This is a genomic window from Citrobacter enshiensis, from assembly GCF_029338175.1.
GTDB classification, from domain to species: Bacteria; Pseudomonadota; Gammaproteobacteria; order Enterobacterales; family Enterobacteriaceae; genus Citrobacter_D; species Citrobacter_D enshiensis.
Window position 1 is genome coordinate 329,489 of the sequence record NZ_CP119862.1, and the last position, 14,197, is coordinate 343,685.

The following is a 14,197-nucleotide window of genomic DNA, read 5'->3' on the forward strand; positions in this document are numbered from 1 at the left end:
CGTTTTTCTGAATAGCCTGCTGGCGCTGCGCTTATCAGGCCTACGTTCGTGTTGTTGTAGGCCGGAGAAGGCATTTATGCCGCCATCCGGCATATTCGACTTACAGCTTCGGACCGGCGCTGACCAGCGCTGCGCCTGCTGGGGTATCGGTGTATTTCTCGAAGTTCTCAATGAACAGTTTTGCCAGCGCGGACGCTTTTTCCTGCCACTGTTCGGGTGAAGCGTAGGTGTTACGTGGATCAAGAATGCGAGTGTCCACGCCCGGCAGTTCGGTAGGGATTGCCAGGTCAAACATCGGCAGACTGAAGGTTTCCGCGTCGTCCAGAGAACCGTTCAGGATGGCATCGATGATGGCGCGAGTATCTTTGATGGAAATACGTTTGCCGGTACCGTTCCAGCCGGTGTTCACCAAGTATGCCTGCGCGCCTGAGGCCTGCATACGTTTCACCAGCACTTCTGCGTACTGTGTCGGGTGCAGCGACAGGAATGCTGCGCCGAAGCAGGCGGAGAAGGTCGGCGTAGGCTCAGTGACGCCGCGCTCAGTCCCTGCCAGCTTAGCGGTAAAGCCAGACAGGAAGTGGTACTGGGTCTGGTTTGCCGTCAGACGGGAAACCGGCGGCAGTACGCCGAACGCATCAGCGGTCAGGAAGATAACTTTAGTGGCATGACCCGCTTTGGAGATCGGCTTGACGATGTTATCGATGTGATAGATCGGGTAAGAAACGCGGGTGTTCTCGGTTTTGGAACCATCATCAAAATCAATGGTGCCATCGTCGCGAACCGTCACGTTTTCCAGCAGCGCATCACGGCGAATTGCGTTATAGATCTCCGGTTCAGCCTCTTTAGACAGCTTGATGGTCTTCGCGTAGCAACCGCCTTCAAAGTTAAACACGCCGTCGTCATCCCAGCCGTGTTCGTCATCGCCAATCAGACGACGTTTTGGGTCGGTAGAGAGGGTGGTTTTGCCGGTGCCGGAAAGACCAAAGAAGACCGCGACATCGCCTTTCTCGCCCACGTTGGCGGAGCAGTGCATGGACGCAATGCCTTTCAGCGGCAGCAGGTAGTTCATCACTGAGAACATCCCTTTCTTCATTTCACCGCCGTACCAGGTACCGCCAATCAACTGAATGCGTTCGGTCAGGTTGAAAGCCACGAAGTTCTCGGAGTTTAATCCCTGTTCTTTCCACTGCGGGTTGGTGCATTTCGCGCCGTTCATTACGATAAAGTCAGGTTTGAAGCTGACCAGTTCTTCATCGCTCGGGCGGATGAACATGTTTTTGACGAAGTGAGCTTGCCAGGCAACTTCCGTAATAAAGCGTACAGAAAGGCGGGTATCGGCGTTGGCGCCGCAGAAGGCATCAACGATGAACAGACGCTTGCCAGAGAGTTGTTGGGTTACCAGACCTTTCAGGTGCTGCCAGGTTTCCTGGGTGAGCGGTTTGTTGTCGTTCTTCCCTTTGCCTTTGTCGGACCACCAGAGCGTATCACGCGTGGTGTCATCACGAACAATGTACTTATCCTTTGGCGAACGTCCAGTAAAGATACCGGTATCAACAGCAACGGCGCCGAGGTTCGTTAACACGCCACGCTCATAGCCTTCCAGGGAAGGGTCCAGCTCTTCCTGGTACAGCGTTTCGTAGCTTGGGTTGTAAACGATATCCTGAACGTCATCGATACCATAAGCCTTGAGATCTTGCGGGGTTAAACTGTTAACGCGCATTTCACTGCTCCTTAGCCAATATGTATTGCCTGAAATATTAAGGTTTTTTAGGGTTTGTTTAACGCGACAAGGCTCATAGATTTACGCATCTGGAAAAAATCACGATTGACTGAAAACGCTGCAACTCCTGTCACGAAGCGGCGATTATTATGGCAGGAAACCCCTTTTTGTTGTGGAAAATGTTCTTAAAACGTTAAACAGAAGTGTATTTGGCGGAAATATTGTGACTGTAATCGCATTCATGGAAGAAAATTACGTAACAACAATATTTAAATTATCGATTCACTTCGAAATAAAAAGTGAGAGGCAGCGAGGAAAATGTGAGGAATGCCGGGCGGCGTTACCGCATACCCGGTCTTTAAGAGACTTTGTCACGTCGCCATCTGGCGTTTTATACGTGATTAATGGACCTGCGGATCGGCTGGAGACGCGTTGTTGCGGATCTCAGTAATGTCCATCGCGTTGAACAGATAGTGGCTGCCGCAATAATCGCAGTGCATATCGATCTCGCCTTCTTCAGAAATGATGCTGTCGACTTCTTCATCCGGCAGTGTTCTCAGCGCGCCCGCACAACGCTCACGCGAACAGGTGCATTTAAACTCAACGTCCTGCGGATCGTAGAGCGTGACCTCTTCTTCGTGATACAGACGCCACAGTACATCGGTCGCAGGCAGCGTCAACAGCTCTTCAGTTTTGATGGTTTCCGTCAGCGCCGCCAGGTGATCAAAATCATCTGTCTGGGCGTTCTGGGCAGGCATCACCTGCAACAGCATACCGCCTGCCGCCGGTTTACCCTCGATGTCGCCCGCGCGAATAAACAGGCGTGTAGGTAACTGCTCAGAGCGCTGGAAATAGTCTTCCAGGCATGCCGCCAGCGTGTCGCCTTCCAGACCAACCACGCCCTGGTAGCGTTCACCTTCTTCTGGCGTGATGGTGATGACCAGATAACCGTTGCCGACCAGCGCTTTCAGATCAGCATTTTCAGGAATGTCACCCTGAACGCGGGCGACGCCACGCATCTGTTGGTTGTTGTTTCCGTTGATCACCGCCAGGCTCATCGGGCCGTCACCCTGCAGTTGCACGGTAATATCACCCGCAAATTTCAGCGTTGCGGTGAGCAGGCTGGTCGCAACCAGCAGTTCGGCCAGCACGGTTTTCACCGGCTGCGGATAACTATGATTCTCGAGGATCTGTTGCAGGGTTTCCGATACGGTCACCAGCTCGCCGCGTACGGCAAAGTTTTCAAACAGATAACGGTGTAATTGGTCGTGTTGCGGCATAATCATCTCTCTTGCAGGTGACAGTCACTCACTGTCGCCGTGTTTAAATCGTAACAGGTCGCGGCGTTCTTTTTTATCCGGGCGCCTGTCCGGGTGCGGCATGGTCAACGCATTAAGCTTACGCGCCAGCGCGACTTTTTCGCGTTTTTCTACGCTTTCTGCCGTCTCTTCATACAGTGCGACGGCTTCGCTTGCCGGGCGGCGTTGCTCGGTAATCGCTTTGATGATGACCGTGCGCGCGTCATTACCCTGGCGCAGCGTCAGGGTGGCGTTCAGCTCGACAATTTTACTCGGCTTACTGCGCTGCCCGTTATAGTGCACTTTACCGCCTTCCACCATTTCACGCGCGATGGCGCGGGTTTTATAAAAACGGGCAGCCCACAGCCATTTATCCAGCCTGACCTCAACAGAGGGTTTCTCTTTCATGGCGACTCCTTCACATCAGCGAGGGGATCAATCGGCGGTAGTCATTCAGTGACGGATGGCGAGCATACTGCTTTTCCGCGATGCCGGAGTCGGGATTGGTCACGCCGAGGCAGTAACGAATGCCAAATTGGGCGGCGGCGTCGAGAATCGGCTCGCTGTCATCGATAAACAACGTTTTCTCCGCGTTCATTCCCGTCTCTTCAGCCACAGCGTGCCATAACCGCTGATCCTCTTTGGGATAACCAAATGTGTGGGTAGAAAGTAATAAATCAAGGTGTGAGTCCAGACCGGTATGCTCCAGCTTCACCGCCAGGTTGTGTGGGTGCGCATTGGTGAGCAAAATACGGCGTTTACCGTTCGCTTTTAACGCATCCAAAAACGGAACGGTATCATCGCGCAGAACGGCGCGCGGCCCCTGTTCCGTCGTCATGGCGCAGATATCCAGCCCCAGCCGTTCGCTCCAGTAATCCAGGCAGTACCAGTTTAACGTATGCTGTACGTCTTGATACTGCTGGCGAATATATTCCTGGGCTTCTTGTGGAGAGATACCGTGCTGCGCGCCGTAGGTTTCCGGCACCAGTTTTTGCCAGAAATAGTTATCGAACGCGAGATCAAGCAGCGTGCCGTCCATATCCAACAAAACGGTGTCCACGTCCTGCCAGGCGATATCAATGTGCATAGGTTCTCTCCTGAGTGAAGCAATTTGCGCGACAGGGTAGCATACCCTGCCGCACGGGCGTGTTATCAGATGAGGCTTTCAGGGGAAGCGATCAGTTTCGGATTCAGACAGCTTTCGTAGTATTCCTGAATTTCGGTCATGCGGGTGCGATGACGCTGATAGCGTCTGAACGCCTGTATGCCGTTGTATATCGCGCTGCCCAGCATGACCAGCATTAGCAGCGTCGTACCGAGGTAGCGCCACAGGCCTGAACGGTCTGGAATACGGTGCAGGCTGATGTGCTGCGTTCCGTTGGCGTCGGTATAAATACTGGTGACAATCCCTTCAGCGCTAAACGGCGTTTGCATGAGCGTTTGGGCCAGCCGCTGGAAGGCACCCCATTGCTCCTGAGCCGGGTGGTCATACAGTGAAACGGCGGGGTAAGTCTGGTCGACCAGATCGCTGCCTTCGTCACTGATAATCAGGAATCCCCCCGGCGCGGGGCTGTTTAGCGACTGGGCAGCACGCGCGGTTTCACGCGAAATAAACGGCGCTGTCGAAGTGGTCACCAGATTATCCAGCGACTCCGCGCTGACGGGGCGCAACAGAACATTGACGCCATTGAGCTTACCGGCGTTGGCGCGTTTAACCAGCGCATTCCAGTCTTTGCTATTGCCGAGGTTCACCAGCGCATTTTTAAGGCGTACGCACTCATCTTCGGCGGAGCACAGGTCAGCCGTTTTCAGCACGATGTCGCCGAAGTCATCCAATAATACCATGCCAGATTTTTGAATCGCCGAGCGTAACGAGGCGCTGACTCGCGAATCATCTTCGGGTTTGGGGTGCAATTGTCGGCTGACGGCTTGGCTTAGCGCCGTCGCTTTATTGACGAGCTCGGACTCTGGCAGCGGCAGGGCCTTGGCGTCATTCCAGATAATTTGCGAGCAATCAAAGGGCATGAACGGGGAACCCGGCTGCGCGGTCCAGCTTCCGGGCGTATGGATATTACACATGCCTTTACCGCTCAGATGCAGGGTATCACCAACGCGAACTCCGGCCTCTTCGAGCTTTTTCACGCTGGTGGCTTCAATGGTTTGGGCGCCTTTCATCCACGACAGCGTGAATTTGATGGGCATATCCAGCGGGATCCAGAACAGCAGCATCAGCAGCACCAGCAGGGAACCTCCGGAGATGACCATACTGCGCAACCAGTGCTGTAGCGGGAAGTTTTTGACTTCGTCATGCAGGGATAAAAAGCGGCCCTGGCGTACAACGTGGCGATCCAGATAGATATCAATATCGGTTTGCTGACCGAGATCCTGCGCGATGTAAGGCTGCCAGTGAGCCGGGTAAATCAGGTCAATGATCCCCAGCGAGATGTTGTTGATTTGCTCCTGGTTGTTTTCACCGAATAACCCCCAGCGACGCGGGGTGCCTCTCAGGCAGTGGATTTCCCGTAACGCGGTTTTCGATGGCGGCGCAAGCAATCCCCAGAGGCCCGCGGCCGACAACAAAATAGCCCCACCGGCCATCCAGGGAACAAAAACATCTGGCGTTATCAGGCAGAAGAAAAACAACAGGAAAGAGGTGACAATCAGCAACGCCTCACGAAGACCCGCAGGCCGGCTCAACGCATATTCTTCATGCGTTTCCTGGCGAATGTTCAGCAGTTCAATTTGTTCACTCTCTTCGCCGCGGATCGATGCCTGAGTGGAAGCGGTGTGCTGCAATGCGTAGCCACGCGTCTCCTGCATGTATTCCTGCAGCGTGTGACCGTTCAGTGAGATAACCAAAGGCAGTTTATCGGTATGGATCAGTTCAACGTTATTTTCGTCATTGATGTACTGTTCCCAGAAAGGCGGCAGATGGACCTCAAGCGAGTCGAGATAATATCGCCACTTATTGGGATCGTCGGTGGTAATGCCGTAACGCGTAATCGAATGCGTCAGAATGATAACGTTGTTGCTCTCAGCATTCAGTGTGAGTGACACAGGCGCGGCGCTGGCGCCTGTGGGTCCTGGCACTTGTTGGATTTGGCTGAGATTGTCGAGATAGTTCTCAACGGCGCTGCGCTCTTCGGGCGTCAGCTTACGCGTGGCGGCCTCCGGGAAGGCGTTGATCCAGGGCAGGCTTCGCCGCCTGGCGCGTGTCCTGAGTAGCCATCCTGCCAGTAGACAGCAGGCCAGCAAAGCAGCTAAAAAAATCAAAATGGTGCTCATGCTTTCCCCATCTTACTAAGTCTGTCAGGCGTGGTCAGTCGCACCCTGTCCAATAAACGTGATTTTGTGGTTGGCTATCGGCAAGTGTGGAGTTGAACTTGAGCATTTTTAAGCGCATCCCATTGAATGCAAATCATAGCAAAACCACCAAATGCGGAATATCAGCAAATTCCTGGAGTTATTTCAACCTATTGACTTTTAATTTGAAATAAGAATTAATTTTAAGTGCGTTGCATAAATGTAAATAAATGGCAATTCACATTGCCGAAACCGTGCTGCATATCGCACAATGGCGTCAGATTTCACTGCAAAGACTCTCACGATGAGCAAATCATTACAAAAACCCACCATTTTGAAAGTAGAAACTGTCGCACAATCGCGCCTGTTCAACGTTGAAAGCGTGGACCTTGAGTTCAGCAATGGTGTGCGACGTGTCTATGAGCGTATGCGTCCGTCCACCCGCGAAGCGGTAATGATTGTACCTATCGTTGATGATCACCTGATTCTGATCCGTGAATATGCGGTGGGAACGGAGTCCTACGAACTGGGTTTTTCCAAAGGGCTTATCGATCCCGGAGAGAGTGTGTTTGAGGCCGCGAACCGCGAATTAAAAGAAGAGGTTGGCTTTGGTGCGCAGGATCTGACGTTTTTAAAGAAACTGAGTATGGCGCCTTCCTACTTTTCAAGCAAAATGAACATCGTGGTGGCTGAAGGCCTCTATCCGGAATCGCTGGAAGGCGATGAGCCTGAACCGCTGCCGCAGGTGCGCTGGCCGCTGGCGCATTTGATGGACCTGCTGGAAGAGCCGGATTTTAATGAGGCGCGTAACGTGAGCGCTCTGTTTCTGGTGCGCGAGTGGCTGAAAGAGCAGGGACGACTGTAGGTCGTCACCCGGCAGAACAACGCAGTAAAAACAAAAAAGGCGCCGAAGCGCCTTTTTTTGATCAGAACAGTTCCTGCGACTCACCATTATCGATAATGGTCGTTCCCACCTCATGCACCGCGTGCTGTGTTGGCTGGGTGCCTTCGATGAAATACTCTTCGCGACTGTTACCGCCATTGGCCAGTTGGCCGGTGCTGCGATCGATATTGACCGTCACAATCCCTGGCGGCGGCGTCAGCGGTTGCTCAGGTACGCCTTCCAGAACGGACTTCATGTAAGCGTCCCACGCCGGTTGCGCACTCTTCGCTCCGCCTTCATAGCCGGAGATCTGATCTTTAATCGCGCCGGACGCCGTCGTGCGTCCCAGATCGCGGCGGTGATCGTCAAAACCAATCCACACCGACGTCACGACACCTGGACCGTATCCGGAGAACCATGCATCTTTCGAGCTGTTGGTGGTACCCGTTTTACCGCCGATGTCCCGACGCTGCAGGTCGCGACCCGCTCGCCAACCGGTGCCCATCCAGCCGGGTTCGCCGAAGATATTGGTGTTCAGCGCGCTTTTGATCAGGAACGCCAGCGGCGTGTTAATCACGTGCGGGGCATACTCCTGCGTACCGCTTTGGGCAACTAACGCCTGGTTGGCCTGTTCAAGCTGCGGCATCGGCACGGCGGCGTTTTGCTGCTCCTGAGAAACGGCGACATCTTCGACGTTGCTGTTCTCCAGGACGTTCAATTTTTGCGTATCGCCATAAATGACCGGGATATCACACTCCGGGCAGGCAATTTTCGGCTTCGCTTCAAATATGACGCCGCCCTGGTCGGTTTCAATCTTACTGATGAACCAGGGATCGACCAGGAAGCCGCCGTTTGCCATAACGGCATAGCCCCGCGCTACCTGCATTGGTGTGAAGGATGCGGAACCCAGCGCCAGCGATTCGGTATGCACGATGTTTTGCGCCGGGAAGCCAAAGCGTTGCAGATATTCTGCTGCGTAATCGACGCCCATTGCGCGCATGGCACGCACCATGACCACGTTCTTCGACTGACCAAGACCCTGACGTAAACGGATTGGACCGGCGTACTGCGGCGGTGAGTTTTTGGGCCGCCAGTCAGAACCGGCACCGGCATCCCAGCGTGAAATGGGCACGTCGTTCAACATGCTCGCCAGCGTTAAACCTTTATCCATCGCGGCGGTATAGAGGAACGGCTTGATATTCGAGCCCACCTGACGCAACGCCTGGGTGGCACGGTTAAATTTGCTCTGGTTGAAGTCAAAACCACCGACCAGCGCCATTACCGCACCGTTTTGCGGGTTAATGGAAACCAGCGCGGAGTTAACGTCCGGCACCTGCGCCAGCCACCAGGCATCGCCCACCTGACGAACCCAGACTTGCTGACCTGTTTGTACGGCATCAGTCACTTTACGCGGCGTGGGGCCCTGTTGTGTATCTGAGCGATACGGACGCGCCCAGCGAATCCCGTCCATACGCAGTGATACCGACGTGCCATCCGCCAGTGTTGCCGTGGCTTCTTGCGGCGTGGCGCTGGTGATCGCGGCCGGGAGCAAGGGCCCGTAGGTAGGCAGCGCTTTCAGCGTGTCGGTAATTTTTTTGCTGTCCCAGGCTGTTTCACCCACTTTCCACAAGACATTCGCCGGGCCGCGATAGCCGTGGCGCATGTCGTAGTCCAGAACGTTGTTGCGAACGGCTTGTTGAGCCGCCTGTTGGACTTTGCGGGTGATGGTGGTGTAAATGCGATAGCCATCTTCATAGGCATTTTCACCGTACCGGCTGTACATTTCCTGGCGCACCATTTCTGACAAATAGGGGGCAGAAAACGCGATTTCCGGTGCATGGTAATTTGCATCAATCGCTTCGTTACGCGCCTGATCGTACTGGTTCTGGGTGATATACCCTTCGCTCAACATACGCGACAGAACCACGTTACGTCGCGCTGTAGCGCGATCCATGGAATAAAGCGGGTTAAACGTAGAAGGGGCTTTTGGCAGACCGGCAATGACTGCCATTTCACTCAGGCTGAGTTGGTCAACGGTTTTACCAAAATAGACCTGCGCTGCGGCACCTACGCCGTAGGCACGGTAACCGAGGTAGATTTTGTTCAGATAGAGTTCGAGGATCTCATCTTTACTCAGGAGTTGCTCAATACGGATGGCAAGGAACACTTCCTTGATTTTACGTATCAGCGTCCGTTCCGGACTGAGGAAGAAGTTTCTCGCCAACTGCTGAGTAATGGTGCTCGCACCCTGCGACGCATGGCCAGAGAACAGCGCAACGCTTGCCGCACGGAAGATCCCTACCGGGTCAACGCCGTGGTGCTCATAAAAGCGGCTGTCTTCCGTGGCGATGAAGGCTTTCACCATCTCTGGCGGCATTTGGCTGAGCGTGACTGGAATTCGACGTTTCTCGCCATACTGCGCGATCAGTTCACCCTCCGCGCTATAAACCTGCATCGGAATCTGCAAACGCACGTCTTTTAACGTCGCGACGTCAGGTAGTTGCGGCTCGATATAGCGATAGAGACCATAAATCGAGCCTGCTCCCAGCAGGATGCAACATACTGCAAGGATCAATAAATACTTTACGAACTTCACTGGAGATTTCCCATTTAGTGTCATTTGGGCAGTTTATAAACAAACGCGCGGTAGTATAAAGGCAAGCCAGGCGCATTGATATACCCGTTAGAGTGACGGGTGATAAGGAGATCATCAGCTATGGCTTTCCGGTTCTGGCAAATAGGCCTTCATATTCAACCGCATGAAGTGCTGGCGGTTGCCGTTGTTCGCGGCGCATCGGGCTGGCTTTTACAACGCTGGTGGCGTATGCCGCTCGCCCAGCACGCCCTCAAAGAGGGTTACATTTGCAATCCTGAACAGCTTACCGGTGTACTTCAGCCGTGGAGTCGGGAGCTTCCTCATCAGCACACCCTCCACATCTCATTTCCCTCCAGTAGAACACTGCAAAGACGCTTTCCGCGCCCGGCGATGGCGCTGCGGGAACGAGAACAGACAGCCTGGTTGAGCGGTTCGATGGCGCGAGATCTGGACATGGACCCCGACTCCCTACGCTTTGACTATAGCGAGGATACGTTAAGTTCGTCGTTTAATGTGACAGCTGCGCAAAGCAAGGAGGTCTCGACATTACTGACACTCATGCAAACGCTAAAGGTGCGGGTGACTGCAGTCACGCCGGATGCCTGCGCGTTACAACGATTTATTCCGTATTTAGCGTCGGGCCATCAGTGTCTGGTATGGCGTGATGACGCGCAGTGGTTGTGGGCGACGCGCTATGCATGGGGGCGTAAAACCGCTGAAGATATTAGCAGCCTTGATGCGCTTGCCGCCGCATTGTCCATGCCTCCCGACACGCTGGTGATGTGCGGCGCAGACGGCTTTGATCCCTGGAAGGCCGTGTCCGTACGCCAGCCCCCCATTCCGCCGCAAGGGCACGCTTTTGCTATCTCCCTCGGCCTTGCGATGGGGGAGATGCGTTGATGAGCCCACCGATCAATTTTATGCCCTGGCGTCGCTCACGACGGATGGCGTGCCTGCGATGTTGGGCTGTTTTGTTCGGCGGTTCGCTGTTGTTATTCATCGCTATTGCGCTGAGTGTTTGCAGTGTGACGGGGCTGGAAGCCCAAACCGACACGATTCTGCTGGAGGCCGAACGAACAAGAGCGGCTGCGCTGATGGCGAGAAAGCAGGGTCTGGAACAACAGCACCAGCAGCGTCAACAGGTGTTGCAACGACACATGCAGCGTGCCCAGACGCGTCACTGGCAGTCGGTGCTGGACGCGATTTCGCGCCAGATGCCTGAGCAGGCATGGTTCACCAGAATGGCCTACCAACAGGATACGCTTGAGCTGGAAGGAAACGCGCTGACCTTTTCCGCGTTACGTTCGCTGGAAGCGATGCTGCGCGATCTGCCGATGTTCGAGTTAAGCAACACCGGATCAACCCGGCAGGACGCTCAGGGGCGCTGGCAGTTTCACTATCAGTTAAAAAAGAGCGTGATGCATGAACGTCCTCTTTGATGCCTGGTGCGCGCTAACGCCCCGAACCCGAATTCTCTGCTGGAGCGCCGGGAACGTCTGTCTGGGGCTTCTGCTCTTTATTTGCCTGTTTTATCTGGGCGGGCCAGCGCTTCGCGAACAGCGAGAAGCATTGGTTGTGCAGCGGGCAACCGTGCAGCAGCAGTGGCGTGCGCAGTACCGGCTGATGGCATCGGCCGGTGAAGCCCACATTGCTCCAGATGAAAAGCGTCTTCCTTTTTCTCCGCTGGATTTTCAGACGTCACACCGTCGTCTTGTGCACTGGTTGCCTGCTGCAGAAGGCGGCGAGATGGCGTTGACCTCGGTCTGGGAGGCGATTCCTGACGTCTTTGTTCGACTGGCGGCATGCGGAATGAACGTACGTCGGTTTTCACTGAACGTGGAAATGTCGGAGTTGCTGCTGACGCTGGAGCTGGAGCGTCTGAATGAGGGGTAAACGCTGGCTGTTGGTTTGCCTTTCTCTGCTGACGCTGACCGGTATGCGTGATCCCTTCAAACCGCCAGAGGACCGCTGCAAGGCTGGCGAGCTCTCGCAATGGCGCTTTCAGGGGGCGGTGAGTCGGGGTGAAAAACTGATCGGTATCGTCAAAGACAGTCAGCAGAAATGGCGCCGGGTGGAACCTCACGAGCCACTGGATAACGGGTGGAGAGTCTCGCAACTGACAACGCAAACGTTAACGCTCGAACTCGGGGAAAACTGTGAGCCATCACAGTGGCAGTGGCAACGACAAGGAGAAAGGGATGAAGCAATGGATAGCCGCCGCGCTGATGATCATCATGCAGACAGCTCAGGCGGGAAAAACGCACAACGTCACGCTAATGGTGGATGACGTTCCGGTGGCTCAGGTATTGCAGGCGCTTGCTGAACAGGAGCGGAAAAATATGGTGATCTCGCCGGATGTGAGTGGCTCGGTGTCACTCCATCTGACGGATGTTCCGTGGACGCTGGCGCTGCAAACCGTAGCGAAAAGCGCCGGTCTGGTGTTACGCCAGGAAGGGGCGATCTTGCATGTTCAGACGGCGGCCTGGCAGCAAGAAATTATGGCGCGTCAGGAGGCTGAACGGGCGCAGCAGCAAGCAACAATGCCACTGGAAAACCGCAGCATTTCTTTGCAATACGCCGATGCGGCAGAGTTGGCGAAAGTCGGTGAAAAACTGCTGAGTGTAAAAGGCAGCATCACGGTGGATAAGCGTACCAACAGGCTATTGCTTCGCGATAACAATGTTGCATTGGCCACGCTAGAGAAATGGGTGGAAGAGATGGATTTGCCCGTCGCACAGGTTGAACTGGCGGCGCATATTGTCACCATTAACGAAAAAAGTTTACGTGAGCTGGGCGTTAAATGGACGCTTGCGGATGCCAAGCAGGCTGGAGGCGTGGGAGATGTGACCACGATGACCAGCGATCTCTCCGTTGCAACGGCGACGACGCGCGTTGGGTTTAACATCGGACGCATTAACGGTCGACTGCTGGATTTTGAGCTTTCTGCGCTGGAGCAAAAGCAGCAACTCGATATTATCGCCAGCCCACGCCTGCTCGCTTCGCATTTACAACCGGCCAGTATTAAGCAGGGGAGTGAGATCCCCTATCAGGTTTCCAGTGGTGAAAGCGGCGCGACCTCTGTGGAATTTAAAGAAGCGGTGTTGGGGATGGAGGTGACGCCAACAGTGTTACAGAAAGGACGCATTCGCTTAAAGTTACGGATTAGTCAGAATATGCCCGGTCAGGTGCTGCAACAGGCGGATGGCGAGGTGTTGGCTATTGATAAGCAGGAGATCGAAACCCAGGTCGAGGTGAAAAGTGGTGAAACGTTGGCGCTGGGTGGGATTTTTTCTCAAAAGAAAAAATCAGGCAAGGATAGCGTCCCGCTGTTAGGGGATATTCCCTGGCTCGGCCATTTTTTTAGCCACGATGGCAAAGAAGATGAGCGGCGTGAGCTGGTGGTGTTTATCACGCCCAGGCTGGTATCGACGGAATGATTTATGCAAGAAATACCGCTGTTTTTGCGCTGAACACGTTTCAGGGATTTGACGTGGGGGTGTATTTAGCATACAAGGAGTACCGATTTGAGAGTCAGTACTTTTCGTTGCTTATGCAGCCGTGATTACTCTTCATCATTCAAGCGGCAAATAGTTGGCTGGTTTCGTGTTATCTGACTTCGCGATGCGTCGCTGGGTTCGGTGTTTATGAGGCCGCTGGTTTGTCGCGACCGGAAATGCACGGGGTTTGGTAATTTATTCAGTTGCCAAACCAGCTTGAGTATTGAGATAATTTTCAGCCTGACTCTCGCAATATCTTATGAGGTTTCAGTTCATGTCCTGCTGCGCTGGGTATCTGCGAAGCGGGTTTATCATTAACGAATAGTCTTAGTAGTACCGAAAAAATGGCAGAGAAACGCAATATCTTTCTGGTTGGGCCTATGGGTGCCGGAAAAAGCACTATTGGGCGCCAGTTAGCTCAACAACTCAATATGGAATTTTACGATTCTGATCAAGAGATTGAGAAACGAACCGGAGCTGATGTGGGCTGGGTCTTCGATGTAGAAGGTGAAGACGGCTTCCGCGATCGTGAAGAGAAGGTCATCAACGAGTTGACGGAAAAACAGGGTATTGTGCTGGCAACCGGCGGTGGCTCTGTAAAATCACGTGAAACCCGTAATCGTCTCTCCGCGCGTGGCGTCGTGGTCTATCTTGAAACGACGATCGAAAAACAACTTGCGCGTACGCAGCGCGATAAAAAACGTCCGCTGTTGCAGGTCGAAGCTCCGCCTCGTGAAGTTCTGGAAGCGTTGGCTGACGAACGCAATCCTCTGTATGAAGAGATTGCAGACGTGACCATTCGTACCGACGATCAGAGCGCCAAAGTCGTAGCAAACCAGATTATTCATATGCTGGAAAGCAACTGATTCTGGCTTAATACACACTTGCCTGCGGGTACAA

The 14,197-nt window shown here is 54.0% G+C and carries 13 protein-coding genes; 7 read left to right on the forward strand and 6 right to left on the reverse strand.

What is annotated here, in order from left to right; all coding sequences use genetic code 11:
• Nucleotides 1–100: 100 nt before the first annotated feature.
• The 5 genes from pckA to igaA all read right to left on the reverse strand — a co-directional run bounded on the left by pckA (nt 101) and on the right by igaA (nt 6,303).
• On the reverse strand, nt 101–1,720 hold the full coding sequence (gene pckA, locus P2W74_RS01465; RefSeq protein WP_276293635.1) for a phosphoenolpyruvate carboxykinase (ATP): 1,620 nt from the start codon (nt 1,718–1,720) through the stop codon (nt 101–103).
• A gap of 401 nt (nt 1,721–2,121) precedes the next feature.
• Entirely contained in the window at nt 2,122–3,000 is an 879-nt protein-coding gene (gene hslO, locus P2W74_RS01470) for an Hsp33 family molecular chaperone HslO (protein ID WP_276293636.1), read from the reverse strand.
• 24 nt (nt 3,001–3,024) lie between these two features.
• The gene (gene hslR / locus P2W74_RS01475; RefSeq protein WP_276293637.1) at nt 3,025–3,426 is read right to left on the reverse strand and encodes a ribosome-associated heat shock protein Hsp15; all 402 of its coding nucleotides are present in this window, start codon (nt 3,424–3,426) and stop codon (nt 3,025–3,027) included.
• Between the two features lie 10 nt (nt 3,427–3,436).
• On the reverse strand, nt 3,437–4,105 hold the full coding sequence (gene yrfG, locus P2W74_RS01480; RefSeq protein WP_276293638.1) for a GMP/IMP nucleotidase: 669 nt from the start codon (nt 4,103–4,105) through the stop codon (nt 3,437–3,439).
• 65 nt (nt 4,106–4,170) lie between these two features.
• Nucleotides 4,171–6,303, reverse strand: a complete 2,133-nt coding sequence (gene igaA / locus P2W74_RS01485) for an intracellular growth attenuator protein IgaA (protein ID WP_276293639.1) — start codon at nt 6,301–6,303, stop codon at nt 4,171–4,173.
• Nucleotides 6,304–6,625: 322 nt separating this feature from the next.
• Between igaA and nudE the strand changes: the two genes are divergently transcribed.
• Nucleotides 6,626–7,186, forward strand: a complete 561-nt coding sequence (gene nudE, locus P2W74_RS01490; protein WP_276293640.1) for an ADP compounds hydrolase NudE — start codon at nt 6,626–6,628, stop codon at nt 7,184–7,186.
• Between the two features lie 61 nt (nt 7,187–7,247).
• Here the strand turns inward: nudE and mrcA are convergent, their stop codons facing one another.
• A complete protein-coding gene (gene mrcA, locus P2W74_RS01495; RefSeq protein ID WP_276293641.1) occupies nt 7,248–9,800 on the reverse strand; it encodes a peptidoglycan glycosyltransferase/peptidoglycan DD-transpeptidase MrcA in 2,553 nt (850 codons plus the stop codon).
• Nucleotides 9,801–9,920: 120 nt separating this feature from the next.
• Between mrcA and P2W74_RS01500 the strand changes: the two genes are divergently transcribed.
• The 6 genes from P2W74_RS01500 (at nt 9,921) to aroK (ending at nt 14,163) form a co-directional block, all read left to right on the forward strand.
• Nucleotides 9,921–10,700 (forward strand): DNA utilization protein HofM, encoded by a 780-nt coding sequence (locus P2W74_RS01500; protein WP_276293642.1) that lies wholly within the window; start codon nt 9,921–9,923, stop codon nt 10,698–10,700.
• Nucleotides 10,700–11,239: a PilN domain-containing protein gene (locus P2W74_RS01505; RefSeq protein ID WP_276293643.1), complete on the forward strand. Its 540-nt coding sequence runs from the start codon at nt 10,700–10,702 to the stop codon at nt 11,237–11,239. The genes P2W74_RS01500 and P2W74_RS01505 overlap by 1 nt, the downstream gene beginning before the upstream one ends.
• Nucleotides 11,223–11,693 (forward strand): HofO family protein, encoded by a 471-nt coding sequence (locus P2W74_RS01510; RefSeq protein ID WP_276293644.1) that lies wholly within the window; start codon nt 11,223–11,225, stop codon nt 11,691–11,693. The genes P2W74_RS01505 and P2W74_RS01510 overlap by 17 nt, the downstream gene beginning before the upstream one ends.
• Nucleotides 11,683–12,087 carry a HofP DNA utilization family protein gene (locus P2W74_RS01515; RefSeq protein ID WP_276293645.1) on the forward strand — a complete coding sequence of 135 codons (405 nt, stop codon included), beginning with the start codon at nt 11,683–11,685 and terminating at the stop codon, nt 12,085–12,087. Before P2W74_RS01510 ends, P2W74_RS01515 begins: the two co-directional genes overlap by 11 nt.
• Nucleotides 11,999–13,237 (forward strand): DNA uptake porin HofQ, encoded by a 1,239-nt coding sequence (gene hofQ, locus P2W74_RS01520; RefSeq protein ID WP_276293646.1) that lies wholly within the window; start codon nt 11,999–12,001, stop codon nt 13,235–13,237. The genes P2W74_RS01515 and hofQ overlap by 89 nt, the downstream gene beginning before the upstream one ends.
• A 404-nt stretch (nt 13,238–13,641) precedes the next feature.
• Nucleotides 13,642–14,163, forward strand: a complete 522-nt coding sequence (gene aroK / locus P2W74_RS01525; RefSeq protein ID WP_042322869.1) for a shikimate kinase AroK — start codon at nt 13,642–13,644, stop codon at nt 14,161–14,163.
• Nucleotides 14,164–14,197 lie beyond the last annotated feature (34 nt).